The following is a 16,056-nucleotide window of genomic DNA, read 5'->3' as shown; positions in this document are numbered from 1 at the left end:
TAATGTCTGCAACTCAGTACTACGGCACTGGCCGTCGTAAAACATCAACTGCTCGCGTATTCGTTAAAGCAGGTAGTGGTACAATCGTTGTTAACCAACGTCCACTAGATATATATTTTGGCCGTGAAACTGCTCGTATGGTTGTTCGTCAACCACTAGAGCTAGTTGAAATGACTGATAAATTCGACATATATGTAACTGTTAAAGGCGGTGGAACCACTGGCCAAGCAGGTGCAATTCGTCACGGTATTACTCGTGCGTTAATGCAACTAGACGAGACTTTACGTCCTTCTCTACGTGCCGCTGGTTTTGTTACCCGTGATGCTCGTAAAGTTGAGCGTAAGAAAGTTGGTCTACGTAAAGCACGTCGTAAGCCACAATTCTCGAAGCGTTAATTCGCCTTTGGAATACAAAAAACCCAGCTTATGCTGGGTTTTTTATTGGCTGCAGTTTTATAATAATAAGCTAAATGCATTCAAATTAACGGGGAGTTCAAATGACATTACAGCTTTTAATGACAGCAATTGCCTTGGTATTAATCGTTGAGGGGCTTGGTCCGTTATTGTTTCCACAAAAATGGAAAAAGTATTTATTTGAGCTTTCTGGGCAAAACCAAAATGTTCTCAGACGCTTAGGTGGATCTTTAGTCACAGCGGGGATCGTTTTATTGATTATTTTTTAATAAAATACTTGCCTATAACCCCCTAAAATCTGTTAAAATTCTATTTTATACCACAAGACGTTGCAGCTAATAATGGGCAAAAATGTAGTCGTACTCGGCACTCAATGGGGTGACGAAGGCAAAGGTAAGATTGTCGACCTTTTAACAGAACAGGCAAAATACGTAGTTCGTTACCAAGGCGGCCATAATGCCGGTCATACTTTGGTAATTGATGGTGAAAAAACAGTACTTCATTTAATTCCATCTGGAATTTTACGTAATAACGTAAAATGTTTGATTGGTAATGGTGTCGTTGTTGCCCCTGATGCGTTGATGAAAGAAATCAACATGCTGAAAGAGCGCGGCGTACCTGTTGAAGAGCGTTTACTTATATCTGAAGCGTGTCCGCTAATATTACCCTTCCATTGTGCACTTGATATTGCTCGCGAAAAAGCGCGTGGCAATAAAGCGATTGGCACAACGGGTCGCGGTATTGGGCCAGCTTATGAAGATAAGGTTTCACGTCGTGGTCTTCGCATCGGTGACTTATTCAATGCAGAACTTTTTGCAACTAAACTAAAAGAAGTGATGAAATATCACAACTTTATGTTAACTGAATACTACAAGGTAGAAGCTGTTGACTATCAAAAAACGCTAGATGATGCATTGGCTATTGCTGATTATCTGAAGAGTTTATGTGTTGACGTTACTGAGTTATTAGATACCGCCCGTAAGGCTGGTGAGCCAATTCTATTTGAAGGTGCTCAAGGTACATTATTGGATATCGACCATGGTACATATCCATTTGTAACCTCTTCTAATACTACTGCTGGTGGTGTTGCAACAGGCTCAGGTTTTGGTCCACGTCATATTGATTATGTACTTGGTATCATGAAAGCTTACACTACACGTGTAGGTGCTGGTCCTTTCCCAACGGAATTAGCCAATGAAATTGGTGATTACATTGGTGAGAAAGGCCAAGAGTTTGGTGCGACGACGGGTCGTAAACGTCGTCCTGGTTGGTTAGATGCAGTGGCAATGCGCCGTGCAGTTCAAATCAATAGCGTAAGTGGTTTCTGCTTAACCAAGCTAGATGTATTAGATGGTCTAGAAGAAGTTAAAATCTGTGTTGGTTATCAAAACCCAGATGGTACTGTTTCTAAAATTACGCCACTAGCTGCTGAAGGCTATGAGCTAGTTACACCTATCTATGAAACCATGCCAGGTTGGAAAGAAGTGACTTTTGGTGCGACTTCAATTGAGCAACTTCCTGCTGCTGCAATTAACTACATCAAACGCATTGAAGAACTATTAGAAACGCCAATCGATATCATCTCAACCGGTCCTGACCGTAATGAGACCATGATTCTAGTTAATCCGTTTAACTAAAATCAATATCGTAAAAAAGGCCGCGTTAAGCGGCCTTTTTAATGAAAGCGGCTTTGAAAGTATTGGCTTAGTCCTTAAGAAAAGTGTGCAGCGGCCGATTAATAAGTTAATCAAACTGTCATAGAGAATTATTATGTTACGGCTTTCATTATTTCTCACACTTACGTTATTATTTGGCTCGTCTATTCAAATTGCCAAGGCCGTCTCTGGCGCCTATGATATTTATAGCGATGAACAACTCATTAATCTGATCCGCAGTAATCAATATCTTCAACGTGTGAAGCTTGATGAGTGCCAGTTAGTACAAGATATTGAAGCTAGAGCAGAAGTGCTACAGCAGCCCTTATATCAATTTTTATGGGGCGAAATGTTAAATCACGGCGTGTGTGTGAAAGCACATCCTTCTCGTGGAATAGCAATATTACAAACGGCCGCCGAGCAAGGCAGTGCCGAAGCTATGTTAAAATTAGCTGATTATTACTACCGAGGACAACTGGTGGTAAAAGATCGACATCGTTCAGTGCAATACACATTACCTGCAGCAGCGAATGGTGATGTAAATGCACGTATGATGTTAGTTAAACTGTTTGCTGAAGGTTATGGCAGCCCAAAAGATTACGAAATGGGCTATCATTGGCTTTATAACAGTATTTTTGATGATGAGAGTCAGCAAAAGAAAGCGACTTCATTGTTACAACAACTTGCTGTAAAAATGCCCACAAGTATTGTTGAAAGGGCCCAGCAGCAACAACTTTATATGCAATAAGGCATACAATATTATGCCGATGATTTGGAAATTGAATGATCACCGATCCTCATTTTGAGAGAGAACAAGACAAGTACGATAATCCTATTCCTAGCCGTGAGTACATTTTAGAGTACTTGCGCGCGCAAAAGTCACCCGTTACCCGTGACAAAATCGCCGAAGCGTTAAAAATAACTGAGGAAGAGCCATTAGAAGCTTTACGTCGTCGCTTACGCGCGATGGAGCGTGATGGCCAGTTAGTGTTTACCCGTGGTCAAAGCTACGGTTTACCTGAAAAAATGGATTTACTATCGGGCACTATTATTGGTCACCGAGACGGCTTCGGCTTTTTAAAGCTTGAAGAAGGCGGTGACGATTTATTTATAAATAACCGTGACATGCTGATGTATTTTCATGGCGACAAAGTGCTGGCGCAAAAAGCCGGTACAGATCGTCGTGGACGCCGAGAAGCGCGCATTGTGCGTTTGGTTCAAGAGCGAAGCGCGGCATTAGTTGGCCGATACCATGTTGATGGCGGGATGGCATTTGTTATTGCAGATGATCGCCGTATCAACCAAGAGATTTTAATTGCCAATGAAGATAACAACGGCGCTCGTGCCGGTGATGTTGTGGTGGTTGAGCTAACAAGACGACCAGGTCGCTTTGTTAAAGCAGCCGGTAAAGTCACTGAAGTCCTAGGTAAAACGATGGCACCTGGGATGGAAATTGAAATTGCACTGCGCAATTATGATTTACCCCATACCTGGTCAGATATTATTGAGAAAAAACTTAAACGTATACCTGATGAAGTGCCTAATTCAGACAAACAAGGCCGAGTTGATTTACGTCATTTACCACTAGTCACTATTGATGGTGAAGATGCGCGTGACTTTGATGATGCCGTTTATGCGGAGAAGAAACCTGGTGGTGGCTGGCGCTTATGGGTGGCTATTGCAGATGTAAGCCATTATGTGCGCACAGATTCAGCATTAGATGTGGAAGCTCGTGAGCGTGGTAACTCGGTGTATTTTCCCTCGCAAGTTATTCCTATGTTGCCAGAGAAAATTTCTAACGGATTATGTTCGTTAAATCCCCATGTCGATCGTTTATGCATGGTGGCCGAAATGACTATTGCCGCCAGCGGTAAATTGTCAGGTTATAAGTTTTACCCTGCAGTGATGCATTCCCATGCGCGTTTCACGTATACCCAAGTTGCCGACATGCTAGAAGGTGGCGTTATTGCCCCTGAACATCAAGCATTGTTCCCACATTTACAGTGTTTACAGTCTTTGTACTTAACCTTAGATGAACGACGAGCTGAGCGCGGCGCCATTGCATTTGAAACATTAGAGACGCAATTTATTTTTAATGAACAGCGCAAAATCGATAAGATTGTGCCTAGAGGCCGTAACCAAGCGCATAAAATCATTGAAGAATGTATGATTTTAGCTAACGTGGCATCAGCTAAGTTCGTTAAAAAGAACAAGGGTGAAGTGTTATACCGTGTGCATGAAGCGCCGTCTGAGCAAAAGTTAGCAAACTTTAAAGAGTTTCTCGCTGAGCGTGGTTTATCGATGGAAGGTGGTTTAGAACCTACACCAGCAGATTACCAAGGTATTATGCTGAAAATTGCAGATAGACCCGATGCAGAGCTCATTCAGGTTATGTTATTACGCTCTATGCGCCAGGCTATTTATAGCCCAGATAATGACGGTCACTTTGGTTTAGCCCTAGAAGAGTATTCTCACTTTACATCACCTATTCGTCGTTATCCCGATCTTGTCCTCCATAGGGTGATTAAGTTCCTGCTGGCTAACAGTGAAGGCACGGTTAAAGACAAGTGGACTCAGGACGGTGGCTTTCAATATACCCTTGCTGAGTTAGATTCATTAGGTGAAGAGTGCTCAACCACTGAGCGCCGAGCAGATGAAGCGACTCGAGATGTGAGCGACTGGCTTAAATGTGAATACATGCAAGATCATGTTGGTGATGACTTCGACGCTGTAATTGCATCGGTGACTAACTTTGGCTTATTTGTGCGCTTAAATGATTTATTCATTGATGGTTTGGTTCATATATCCAGCTTAGCAAGTGATTACTATCAGTTTGATGCTATGCGCCAGCGCTTAGTGGGTGAGAATACCCGTCAAGTTTATCAAGTTGGTGATCCAGTAAGTGTGAAAGTTGCTGCAGTTAACCTAGATGATCGCCAAATTGATTTAATTATGATTGGTGACAACAGCAAAGGTCAGGGCAAACGTCGCAACAGCAACAAGCCACTTACGGCGCGTGATCGTGTTAAGTTAGAAGGAGCTAAGTCTGCTCGTGGCGCTAAAGAGGGTGATAAACCGTCTAAAGGTCGTGGCAAGAAAGTCGCTTCTGAAGGTACTGGCTCAGCAGTTAGCAAAGATTCAGCTAACAAGGGTTCGGCTAAAAAATCGACTAGCAAAAAAACTCGGGTTAAAAAACCTAACGCAAAAAAGGCTGACGCCAAAAAGACCGACGCTAAAAAAACGGCTGTTAAAAAGCCTTTAGCGAGTAAATCGAAAGCTAAGAAGACCGATGCTAATAAAGCCAACAATAGCGAATCAACCGCAAAAGCGGCTGAAGCCAAAAGCAGTAAGAGAAAGTAATTAAATGAAAAAACAAGATGTTATTTTTGGTATTCACGCCGTTGAAGCCCTATTAAAAAACAGCCCAGAGCGTGTTATTGAATTATGGCTAATGCAAGGTCGCGATGATGAACGCTTAGAACCTCTAGTAAATGCAGCCCAAGAAGCGGGTATTAAGTCACAGCGTTCAGCGAGAAAAGTGCTTGATGAAAAAGCAGAAAGTACTCAGCACCAAGGTGTCGTAGCGCGTGTAACCGCAGCCAAAGTGCTTGCTGAAAGTGAGTTAGACGCTTTACTGGATAAACTCAGTGCTGAGCAGAAAACGCCTTTCTTCTTGATACTCGATGGTGTGACAGATCCACATAATTTAGGCGCCTGTATTCGTAACGCTGATGCAGCTGGTGCGCACGGGGTTATCGTACCTAAAGATAATTCGGTTGGCCTAACATCCGTTGTGAGTAAAGTTGCGAGTGGTGCAGCAGAAGTTGTGCCGTTATTTCAAGTGACTAACTTGGCACGTACAATGCGACACATCCAAGACAAAGGTGTGTGGATTGTTGGCGCCGCAGGTGAGGCTGACAGTAACGTCTATCAAGCTGACTTTAAAGGTGCGTTAGCGATTGCTATGGGCGCGGAAGGTAAAGGCTTACGCCGTTTAACCCGTGAAAGCTGTGATTCGCTAATCTCTATTCCGATGTCAGGAACAGTTTCAAGCTTAAATGTATCTGTTGCTACCGGTATCTGTTTGTTTGAAGCGGTACGTCAACGTTTAGTATAACGACCACTAATTTGTGATGAAAAAAGCGAGCTGATGCTCGCTTTTTTGTGTTTGCAACTAAACCCAATGTCTGACTAGGTTTTGCGAGTTTCTACTTGGCTTGTAATATTATTTTGGTCTACGTGGTTAATTACATCATCATTTTTGTCATCAACTACTTGGGTGTAATCAGGCTCATCGTCTAATACATCGTCTTCTGTGCCAACCATATCAAATGCATTATCATCAGGATTAATCATCTGATCCTGCACCGATTGCACATTTACCCTAGGGTCAAAAGAGGCAGCCAATGGTGATGACACTAAATCTCCACCTGCCATCACATAGTCATTACTTGAGCCCTGTTCAGCTTTTTGCTTGTTATTAATAAATAATAAGCGAATAACTAACGTGAAAGCACAAATACTCATAAAGCCATATAGCATATTGTTACCAAAGTGCTGCATCAGTGATGAAGCGATAAGTGGGCCAATACTGGCGCCAATACCAAATGTCACTAAAATTGTGGCCGATAATCCAACTCGCTCATGTTGCTCTATACGAGAATTGGCTAACGCCGTGGCTAATGGATAAAGTGTAAAAGCCAACACGCCAAATATTCCTGTTAAGACTAATGAGATTTGAGCATCAAAAGGCACCAAAGCAATAACCAGCACCAATATACCAAGCAGACCACAGTTAATGCGAATAAGGCGGCTTCTTGGCATTAAGTCAGACAGTTTACCCATAGGCCATTGGGCTAGCAGACCTGCGAAAATAGTACATGACATATATAAGGCGACAGATTGAGGTTCAATACCTTGCGCAGTAGCATAAGCTGGCGCTAAACCATAAAAGCATCCCACTATCATGCTACCCAAAGCTATCGTGGTTAGTGCTTGCGGGGCGCGTTTCCAGTAGTGCTTCATGTTAAGTGGTGCAGGTGTTAATGGCTCTGGGTGAATACGGCGTGTAATTGAAATGGGTACAGTACACAAAGCAAAACAAATTGCGATAAGCAGTAAAGGTTCAATACCTAAGTCTGGGTATAAACTAATGGCGCCTTGGCCAGCCATTAATGCCAAGTAAGATACAATCATATAACTGGCAAAAACGGTGCCGCGTTGACTCGGTTCAGATTGCTCATTTAGCCAGCTTTCAAGCACCATGTATTGACACATCATGCCCATGCCAACAAGGACACGTAGGATTAGCCAAATGGTTAGGTTATCAATTAATGCATGACCTAAGGCAGATGCAGTCACCACACCCGCGCATGCCACAAAGGCACGAATATGGCCAACTTGCGCAATGAGTTTATGACCCACTTTGGATCCACATACCAAACCAATATAGTAGGCAGACATCATGCCACCTACCCATATTTGTGGCACGTCCATCATAGTGAGCTTTAGGCCTAAATATGTAGTCAGAAGACCAGCTGCCAGTACCATCATAAAGGTGGTGCTGTATAACGAGGTAAAACTACGTAATGGACTGGTCATCACACTGCCTCTAAAGGTTATTTATGACTCCGCTTAAATAAGCGTAATTACTGGAATGTGTACAGTAAGTTGAATGTTGTAATTGTATCCGTCTTCTGACTGTCCTGTGGCACATCAGAGGTATATTTAACGTTAACGCCAATTTTAAATGCCCAATCTTGAATGAAGGTATTTCTATAGTTCATATCTAAGGTCAAGGTGTTGTTATCTTGGCCCGTCTCAGCCGTCACATCGGCATTAAGGCTAGTATATTCCTGTAGCTTTACAGAGTACTTAGCCGCAGAACGTAAAATGATATCTCTGTTTGGCGTTGGCTCTGGATCAATAACAGATGAAGAGGGTAAGTCATAACGATAACCAGGACCGAATTCTAAACTGAGTTTAGTTCTATAGTTTTTGATTAAATCAAAACCATAACCTGAGGAAATAGTATAAATTTTGGTGAACGAGCCGTATTGGTTCCAGGTGAATTCACCGCGGCCAAAAACGTATCCTCGCTCTAATTTATAGTTACTTTGAAGATAAACCTCATATTTCTCCGAGGTTGCTTCACTTCCGTCAGCAGAGTAGTAGGCTTTTAAGGTGCCTTCTTGCTTAGTATTAAGGGTGTCGTAAGTCGCATAAGTACGCCCGTTGAAGTTTTTAGTTTCATTATTGCCACTATTAAGTTGCAACCCGGCTTCAATTTCAGCATTAAAACCGTTCTCGGGTTCTTGATAGTCAGGTGGTACTAAAGCCCACGCGGAAGGGGACAATATCAGCAAACAGCAGATAGACAGCGCTTTTTTCATAATGATCACTATTTCTTGTTATCCATTACAACTCATTCTTAACTGCCGACATGATACCTGTATTCAATAACACAGGAAAGAATACTTTATTACTTGAGTTTGTGGGGGAGTTTCGGTATCATCGCGCGCTCAAATCAGTCACTTTAATTCGTTCCTTGCCTCCACATTGGTCTGACTGAGCCAGAAAAGAGGCTACTTAACCGTAAGGAGCAATAAATGCGTCATTATGAAATCGTATTTATGGTTCACCCAGATCAAAGTGAACAAGTCCCAGGTATGATTGAGCGTTACACCGGTGTTATCACCGCTGCTAACGGTACAATTCACCGTTTAGAAGATTGGGGCCGTCGTCAATTGGCTTACCCAATCCAAGACCTACATAAAGCTCACTATGTTCTTTTGAACGTAGAAGCAACTGCAGAGTCTATTGAAGAGTTAGAGACAGCTTTCCGTTTCAACGACGCTGTTCTGCGTAACTTTGTAATGCGCACTAAAGCTGCTGTTACTGAAGCTTCACCTATGGCAAAAGCAAGAGACGAACGTGAAACACGTCGTTCATCTTCTGATGACCGTATGGACGAAGAAAGCGCTGAAGAAAACGCTGAATAATTTACTCTGTGAATAACCATTTAACTTTGTTTGGAACCATTACGCGTTCAAAACAAATGAGCAGTCCCAGCGGTATTAATCATACGATTATTACGCTAGAACATAAGTCACAGAAGTATGATGCAGAGTTATTACGTAACGTATACTGCCTTATACAAGTGGTGTTGAGTGGTCCACGCTTTAAAAGCGTAGCAGATAAATTAAAAGCAGGTGTGCAGGTTGAAGTTGAAGGGTTTCTTTCACTCCAACAAGGACGAAATGGTCAAAACCGTTTAGTTTTGCATGCTGAAAATGTCGAATTGAAAACTTAGGAGACTGTCAAAATGGCACGTTATTTCCGTCGTCGCAAGTTCTGTCGCTTCACAGCTGAAGGCGTTACAGAAATTGATTATAAAGATATCGTAACTTTAAAGAACTACGTAACAGAAAGCGGCAAGATTGTTCCTAGCCGTATTACTGGTACTAGTGCTAAATACCAACGCCAACTAGCTCGCGCTATCAAGCGTGCTCGTTATCTTTCTCTACTGCCATATACTGATTTACATCAGTAATATAGCAGTATTAATTCCTAATCGAATAAAGAGGATTTGATAATGAACGTAATTCTACTAGACAAAATTGCAAACTTAGGCAGCTTAGGCGACCAAGTTTCTGTTAAAGCTGGTTATGCACGTAACTTCCTTTTACCATTTGGTAAAGCTGTTGTTGCGAATGCTGCAAACGTTGAAGTATTTGAAGCTCGTCGTGCTGATTTAGAAGCTAAAATAGCTGCTGATCTAGCTACAGCGACAGCTCGTGCTGAAAAATTAACTGCATTAGAAGGCGTTGTTATCGCTTCTAAAGCAGGTGATGAAGGTAAACTATTCGGTTCAGTTGGCAACCGTGACATCGCTGATGCAGTAACTGCAGCTGGCGTTGAACTTGCTAAATCTGAAGTCCGTTTACCTCTAGGTGCTTTACGCACTACTGGTAACTTCGAAGTTGAAGTGCAAGTACACACTGAAGTTAAAGCTATCGTTAAGATTTCTGTTGTTGCAGAAGCTTAATTATTGCTAACGCTTTAAAAGAACACCGCCAATAGGCGGTGTTTTTTTATGGGTGTTTTTCAACGCTATATCCATAACCATCATTTGATGTCAGATTAAATTCATCGCAACTTCAAAAAATATCTTTTCTCGACCAACAATTCACTTAATTTAACTCGATTGCTACTTTGTTAACCGCCATCATAAGATGATTTACAGTATGATCCAATGCTGGAATATCATTGCCATCGCAGACGGATTAATTTAACGTAAAGCCCAGCTATTGTGTAAAAATCGTGGTTTTAAAAACCAGTGCATTAGAGATTAATGTATTAAGTACCCCGGCTTTATCCCGAAGTGAATTGAATCGCTTGTTTTGTTTTAATAAAGGACTCTCATGCCTAGTTTGATAAGAATCGTGCTCATTAACACTCACTTACCCGGTGTGGTGGAATTGGCATTAAATGGCCACACTAATATTTGTGGTACAAACGCATCAGGTAAAACCACCTTACAACGTCTGGTACCGGTGTTTTACGGTGAATATCCAAGTCGAGTTGTACCCTCAACGCGTGACAGTTTTGAGCGCTGGTATTTACCGCACGATTCAAGCTACATCATTTATGAATACCAAAAAGATGATGGGCTGCTTTATCAAGCTGTATTAGCATCCGCAGGTGACGGTAAAGGGGTTAACTATCGCTTTATTGCCCGTGGTTTTGAGCTTGAGGATTATGTTAAAAATCGTAATGGCGATACCATTATTTGCCATTCAATGGCGGAGCTTGGACGTGAAGTAAAACGCCAAGATGTTGCTCACACCAATTTATTAAATACCCGTGAATTTAGGGCTATTATCCAAAACGATCGCAGTTTGCTTAATACCGGAGCTAATCGTAATGAGCTGCGCACATACGCGCGTCAATTCTCCCTGTGCGACAGTGAACACTCTTTACGCCATATTGAAAAACTTGCCAAAGCGGTGCATTCCAAAGAAGGTAAAATGGAAACGGTCAAGTCGATGATCGCCGCCATTTTAGAAGAAGATGGCGTTAATCCGCCAACCTCTCGATTAAACCCACAAAGGGTTGAATCTTGGATCCGCGAGAGTCAGTTGGTCCAAGGCTTTGAGCAAATCCGTCCAGAATTTGAAAAGCTTGAACAAGAATTTAATCAGCTGCTCAGCGCTGAAATGCGCCTGGCTAGTTTATCTCGCGGTTATCGACATGATGAAACCTTAGAAGCGGATCGTCAAGATGCTAACCAAACCTTGGCAAAAGAGCTAAACCTTAAGCTTAAAATGCTCGACGAAGAGTGGAAAGATATCCGTGATGAATTACAAAACGAAATATCTGCCGCCAAAGGTGACACCCAGAAGTGTGAGCATGAATTAGATGCGATTGAAGAACAGCATGGTGGTTTTTTAGATGCTGATATCGATCAAGCAAAAGCAGATTTAGATAGCTTACCCAGCTGGCGCCAAGATGTTGAAAACTTAAATGAGCGCCACAAATTACAAACAGAAAAGCATCAAGACATTGAAGCTGCCTTTAATGGCAGACGTTCAAAAATTGCCGAACAATTACACAGTGAATTAGAGACATTACACAAAGAGCAAGATACTCAGCGTGAAACCCGTGACAAACAACGTGAGTTAGCCACTGACGATTTAACTCAACTTGAAGGTTTTTGGCGCGAACAAACCGATGCTGGCAAAGCTAAGTTTAGCGAGCAAGAATATCAACTGAAGTTAACCGCCGCAGAACTTAAACATCAAGTAGATAGTGTGTCATACACTGAAGATGAAAAAGTGCGTTTGGCCATCTTTGATGAACGCATTAGCCTAGCAGATGAAGAGCAGGAAAGTTGTAATCAAAAGGTTGAACGCTTAACCACAGAAGAGCGCAAGCAGCGCGCTAAGCGTGATCAAGCTAATGAGTCGCTGCGCATTGCCAGTATTCGTGTTAATGAGCGTGAGCAAGCCAAAGAAGACATTCATCATATGTTGTTCCCGCAATCGCATACTTTATTAGAATTCTTACGTAAAGAAGCGGTCGGTTGGGAACATTCTTTTGGCAAAGTCATTGCGCCAGAGTTACTGCATCGCACCGATTTACACCCCAGTGTAGCCAACCAGGACAGCGATGCGTTGTTTGGGGTCCATATTGACCTAAAAGCCATTGATGTGCCTGATTATGCACAATCTGAGCAGGATTTACGGATTCGCCTAGCTAAGGCCGAAGAAGCCCTTAAAAGTGCACAAGAGTTGCAGGCTGAACATGAAGATCAGCTCGTTGCTATGAACGATGTGCTAGACAAACTTAACCGTGAACTGACCTTTGCCCGTACGGCTTATAAAAATAGCCGTGAAGATTTACGTCGATTATTTGATGAAAAACGCAGTGAGCAACAACGTATTGATCAAGCGCTCACTGAACGAAAAGCAGAATCGGGTAAGCGATTAATTCAGTTAGATAATGAATTGAAGCAACTGAAAAACCAGCATGTTGATTGGTTGTCTGAGCAAAAATCCCAAGCCCTTGAAGCGCGTATGGAAAAAAATGCTTATTGGCAAGAAGTGGTCGGTGCTATCGATAACCAACTTGGGCAAATTAAGGCCAATATTGAACAGCGTCGAACCAATGCCAAAACCGAGCAAAAAGCCTGTGAAACCTGGTACAAAAACGAGCTTAAATCCCGCGGTGTTGATGAAAGTGCGATTTTGGCACTTAAACGTGAGATTCGTGAATTAGAAGCCAAAATTAGTCATGCAGAACAACGTCGTAGCGATGTACTGCGATATGACGACTGGTATCAACATACCTGGCTATCTAGAAAACCTAAGCTGCAAACTCAGCTTGCCGATGTTAAACGAGCAGCTTTAGCGCTTGAGCAGCAGCTAACCAACAAAACCAATGATATTAAGAGCCGCCGTACAGACTTAGAAACCCAGCGCAAAGCATCTGATGCCGCTCAGGTTGAAGCGTCTGAAAACCTCACCAAACTGCGTGCGGTCATGCGTAAGTTGGCTGAGCTAAAACTGCCGGCTAATAAAGAAGAAGCCAGCGGCGGCATTGGTGAACGTTTACGCCAGGGTGAAGACTTATTACTTAAACGTGATTATTTACAGGGCTCAGTGAAGCAATATATCGAGCATTTTGATAGCGTGATTGCCAGCAAATCAGGCTCTAGTTTGGCTGAGTTTTGGGAACGTGCCCGTGAAGAATCGAGTTATGTGAATGACAAAGGTATTCGCTTATTAGATTACCGTAAGTTGGTGCCGCAGCTTGAGCAGCTATTAAACGTAATGGTGCCACAATCGTTAATGGCCATTCGTGAACAGGGGCGTATTTTCGGGGTCGATTTAAGCGCATATTATGATGTGTTAGCTGACATTGACCGTCGTATCGCCTCCCAAAGTGCCCGTATTACCCGTGAAGTGGGTGAAGAGTTATTCCTTGATGGGGTATCAGAATCTGCGGTACGCATTCGTTCACGTATTAGTGAGTTAGAGTTTTGGCCAGAGCTTGAAGTGTTTGTAAAAGCCTTTAAAGCCTGGAAAGCCGACAACTTCAGTAGCCTTCCTGACGAGCATTACACTAATAGTATGCGCCGCGCATTAGACATAATTGGTCGAGCGGCATTAACCGGCGGTATTGCCAAATTATTGGAGATTGAACTGCGCTTGAAAGAGGGTAACAGCGATCTAATTATTCGCACCGATCGCCAGTTAAATGAATCTTCCAGTCATGGTATGGCTTACCTTATTTTATGTAAGTTTTTACTGGCCTTTACCCGATTATTGCGTGGCAAAGCCGATGTCACTATTCACTGGCCGATAGATGAGTTGGGCACCTTGCATCATACTAACGTCAAGAAGATATTTGATGCCTGTGAAAACAACAATATTAGCGTGTTAGGTGCATTCCCTAACCCTGAGTCAGAAGTGTTAAATCTGTTTGCTAACCGTTATATCATCAACAAACAGACTAAAAAATTACAAGTGGTTAAGCCTAAAGCGAATCCATTAGCAGCACGTTTAAACCAGCACAACGCTAAAACAGAGGAGTTAGCATAATGACTAGCGAAGTTTATGATAACCATGACACTGTATTGGTAGGCGCAGGTGCCATCATAGAGCAATTATTACGCGGCGAGTTTATTTGCCGCGTCACTAATGAAGATGGTTGGCGAGCACTGAAAAATAACAGTACCCGTGAACGTGTAGAAAGCTATTTGAATCAAATTAATCGCACCATTGCCAGCGCAGGTGAAGGGGAAGTGTTTTTTTGTGGTTATTTGCAATTGGGCGAAAGTGAACGCAAAGTGGTTTCTAGCCAGTTTAAAGAAATCTGCGGTGCGCTAATCCCCCTAGTGGAATGGTTAGTGTTAGTGCAAGAAGCCAGTGGTCAAGATGCTCCATTAAGCGAAGGCGCACCCATTCGATTAACTGAGCTGCAAGCGCGCATTGAAGATACCCCCGCTTTTAGTGAGCAACTGACCAAACTAAGCCATTATCGTTTATTTGGTTCAAGCAGTACTAATGTTGACGGCCAAATTAAGCTGGTATTTAAGCGCTTAGTTGAACTGGGTTATCTAACTAAACCGAACGTAGAAAAACAGATTTATATTGCCACTGGTAAATTAGATTACTTGTATGAAGTGATCCGCTTTATTGATGAAACCGAAGGGTTAAGCTTAGAAGCACAGGCTGAAACCGCGACCCAGCGGGAGTTAATATGAGTAACAACTTGCATCAAGCAGGGGTAAAGCTGCTTAAGCAGCTTGCTCGGCATGCCGATGTGATTATGGATGCCTATCTAGCGGGCTCGGTGAATGAATCAAGTCATGACACGGCTGTGATTGAAAAACTGAAAAAAAGTGGCTTGTTATGGCGACCAGAGCCCGATCAAGAATTACGTTTGAAGCGTTCAGTGCGGGCATTGTTAGAAGAAGGCTTAAGTGATGAGCGCAATCGCCAAATCGACTCTAATGTGGGCTCTGCATTAGCGACCATAAAAACCTTAGCCGATCACTACAAAGAAGCCCGTCATAATGTGGATCACGGCGCGGCAGAAGCATACCTTGCCGATTTAAGTGAGCATGTTTACAGTTTTACAGACAGCTTACGTTATTCAATTCGGGTGCTATGGGGACGCATTAACAATGAGTTTGGTTATGTTGGCACCATTAACGCCAAAATCCGAGAAAACGAATTAGCCCAAAGCCAGGTCAGCGAGCTATTGAATGGCTTAGAAATGTTCCAGTTCAGCGAACTGGGCGAAATAGCTGGCGATATTCGTGAGCTGCGCCGTTTATTGATCACCAGTTTACAAGATACCTTAAGTTACTGTACCCAAGAACTCAGCGTAGTGCAGGGGAGGTTATTTGAGTTACTGGGACGTTTTAGACAAATTAGAGGCCGTACCCGTTTATTAAAAGGTTGGCTGCTGCACACCAGTTTACACCCTGATTACCAACCTGATAATCATGCTGGACATAATAACGTTCCCGCTTTGTTCAACTATGCTGAAGCTATATTAAAACCTGCACATGTGGACGTTAGTAATCCGCACCATGAGCTTGATCTGATGAACATGGTGGCACAGGTCAAAGCCATCAGCCGTGATGAGCGCATTGTGACTCAGCGGGATTCGAATTTCACTTTCGAAATAACCGATGTAGAAGATTTCGATATTCCTGACAACCCACTTAAAGTGGCCGTTGATGAATATTTCTGCGCCATTATTGACTCAGGCTTGCGTCAATCTGCACTGGAATATCTAGAGCAACAACAACTTAACTGGGACAGCGAGAGTTGGTTGTATCAAGTGATTGGTGGCTACGAAGCCTTACCTATGGAACATAAACAGTACTTTGAGTTAGAACCTATAGGCAAACCTGATCCGATTTATACTGGTAACTTCATTGTAACCGACGTTGAATTGTGGCTGGCGTAGCG

General features: G+C 42.8%; 15 protein-coding genes. 13 read left to right on the top strand and 2 right to left on the bottom strand.

The features are described from left to right. The first annotated feature begins 2 nt into the window (after nucleotides 1–2). The 6 genes from rpsI to rlmB all read left to right on the top strand — a co-directional run bounded on the left by rpsI (nucleotide 3) and on the right by rlmB (nucleotide 6,185). On the top strand, nucleotides 3–395 hold the full coding sequence (rpsI, locus tag ACRWQM_RS15645; protein WP_235086614.1) for a 30S ribosomal protein S9: 393 nt from the start codon (nucleotides 3–5) through the stop codon (nucleotides 393–395). A 101-nt stretch (nucleotides 396–496) separates the two neighbouring features. Continuing rightward, nucleotides 497–682 carry a DUF2065 domain-containing protein gene (locus ACRWQM_RS15640; RefSeq protein WP_226411380.1) on the top strand — a complete coding sequence of 62 codons (186 nt, stop codon included), beginning with the start codon at nucleotides 497–499 and terminating at the stop codon, nucleotides 680–682. Between the two features lie 72 nt (nucleotides 683–754). Beyond that, the gene (locus ACRWQM_RS15635) at nucleotides 755–2,050 is read left to right on the top strand and encodes an adenylosuccinate synthase (RefSeq protein ID WP_434928149.1); all 1,296 of its coding nucleotides are present in this window, start codon (nucleotides 755–757) and stop codon (nucleotides 2,048–2,050) included. Nucleotides 2,051–2,183: 133 nt separating this feature from the next. Then, complete coding sequence (locus ACRWQM_RS15630) at nucleotides 2,184–2,816, top strand: tetratricopeptide repeat protein (RefSeq protein WP_434928150.1); 633 nt, start codon at nucleotides 2,184–2,186, stop codon at nucleotides 2,814–2,816. 35 nt (nucleotides 2,817–2,851) lie between these two features. Continuing rightward, nucleotides 2,852–5,428 carry a ribonuclease R gene (gene rnr, locus ACRWQM_RS15625; RefSeq protein ID WP_434930571.1) on the top strand — a complete coding sequence of 859 codons (2,577 nt, stop codon included), beginning with the start codon at nucleotides 2,852–2,854 and terminating at the stop codon, nucleotides 5,426–5,428. A gap of 4 nt (nucleotides 5,429–5,432) precedes the next feature. After that, complete coding sequence (gene rlmB, locus ACRWQM_RS15620; RefSeq protein ID WP_226411375.1) at nucleotides 5,433–6,185, top strand: 23S rRNA (guanosine(2251)-2'-O)-methyltransferase RlmB; 753 nt, start codon at nucleotides 5,433–5,435, stop codon at nucleotides 6,183–6,185. Nucleotides 6,186–6,259: 74 nt separating this feature from the next. Here the strand turns inward: rlmB and ACRWQM_RS15615 are convergent, their stop codons facing one another. Both ACRWQM_RS15615 and ACRWQM_RS15610 read right to left on the bottom strand, forming a co-directional pair. Continuing rightward, entirely contained in the window at nucleotides 6,260–7,669 is a 1,410-nt protein-coding gene (locus ACRWQM_RS15615) for an MFS transporter (protein ID WP_434930570.1), read from the bottom strand. Nucleotides 7,670–7,716: 47 nt separating this feature from the next. Then, nucleotides 7,717–8,460, bottom strand: coding sequence for a DUF481 domain-containing protein (locus tag ACRWQM_RS15610; RefSeq protein WP_434928156.1), 744 nt, complete (start codon nucleotides 8,458–8,460; stop codon nucleotides 7,717–7,719). Between the two features lie 216 nt (nucleotides 8,461–8,676). On the opposite strand from ACRWQM_RS15610, the gene rpsF reads away from it, so the two are divergent. The 7 genes from rpsF (at nucleotide 8,677) to ACRWQM_RS15575 (ending at nucleotide 16,054) form a co-directional block, all read left to right on the top strand. Continuing rightward, nucleotides 8,677–9,069: a 30S ribosomal protein S6 gene (gene rpsF, locus ACRWQM_RS15605; RefSeq protein ID WP_226411372.1), complete on the top strand. Its 393-nt coding sequence runs from the start codon at nucleotides 8,677–8,679 to the stop codon at nucleotides 9,067–9,069. An 8-nt stretch (nucleotides 9,070–9,077) separates the two neighbouring features. Beyond that, a complete protein-coding gene (priB, locus tag ACRWQM_RS15600) occupies nucleotides 9,078–9,380 on the top strand; it encodes a primosomal replication protein N (RefSeq protein ID WP_226411371.1) in 303 nt (100 codons plus the stop codon). Between the two features lie 12 nt (nucleotides 9,381–9,392). Continuing rightward, entirely contained in the window at nucleotides 9,393–9,620 is a 228-nt protein-coding gene (gene rpsR, locus ACRWQM_RS15595; RefSeq protein WP_226411370.1) for a 30S ribosomal protein S18, read from the top strand. A 42-nt stretch (nucleotides 9,621–9,662) separates the two neighbouring features. After that, a complete protein-coding gene (gene rplI, locus ACRWQM_RS15590; RefSeq protein WP_226411369.1) occupies nucleotides 9,663–10,115 on the top strand; it encodes a 50S ribosomal protein L9 in 453 nt (150 codons plus the stop codon). 376 nt (nucleotides 10,116–10,491) lie between these two features. After that, the gene (locus tag ACRWQM_RS15585; protein ID WP_434930569.1) at nucleotides 10,492–14,172 is read left to right on the top strand and encodes an ATP-binding protein; all 3,681 of its coding nucleotides are present in this window, start codon (nucleotides 10,492–10,494) and stop codon (nucleotides 14,170–14,172) included. Further along, complete coding sequence (locus ACRWQM_RS15580) at nucleotides 14,172–14,837, top strand: hypothetical protein (protein WP_226411367.1); 666 nt, start codon at nucleotides 14,172–14,174, stop codon at nucleotides 14,835–14,837. The genes ACRWQM_RS15585 and ACRWQM_RS15580 overlap by 1 nt, the downstream gene beginning before the upstream one ends. Beyond that, on the top strand, nucleotides 14,834–16,054 hold the full coding sequence (locus ACRWQM_RS15575) for a phosphoenolpyruvate carboxylase (RefSeq protein ID WP_434930568.1): 1,221 nt from the start codon (nucleotides 14,834–14,836) through the stop codon (nucleotides 16,052–16,054). The genes ACRWQM_RS15580 and ACRWQM_RS15575 overlap by 4 nt, the downstream gene beginning before the upstream one ends. The last annotated feature ends 2 nt before the right edge of the window (nucleotides 16,055–16,056 follow it).

The organism is Shewanella sp. HL-SH5, assembly GCF_051163755.1.
In the GTDB taxonomy this organism is placed as follows: domain Bacteria; phylum Pseudomonadota; class Gammaproteobacteria; order Enterobacterales; family Shewanellaceae; genus Shewanella; species Shewanella glacialimarina.
This window is presented reverse-complemented; position numbering and strand designations above follow the sequence as displayed.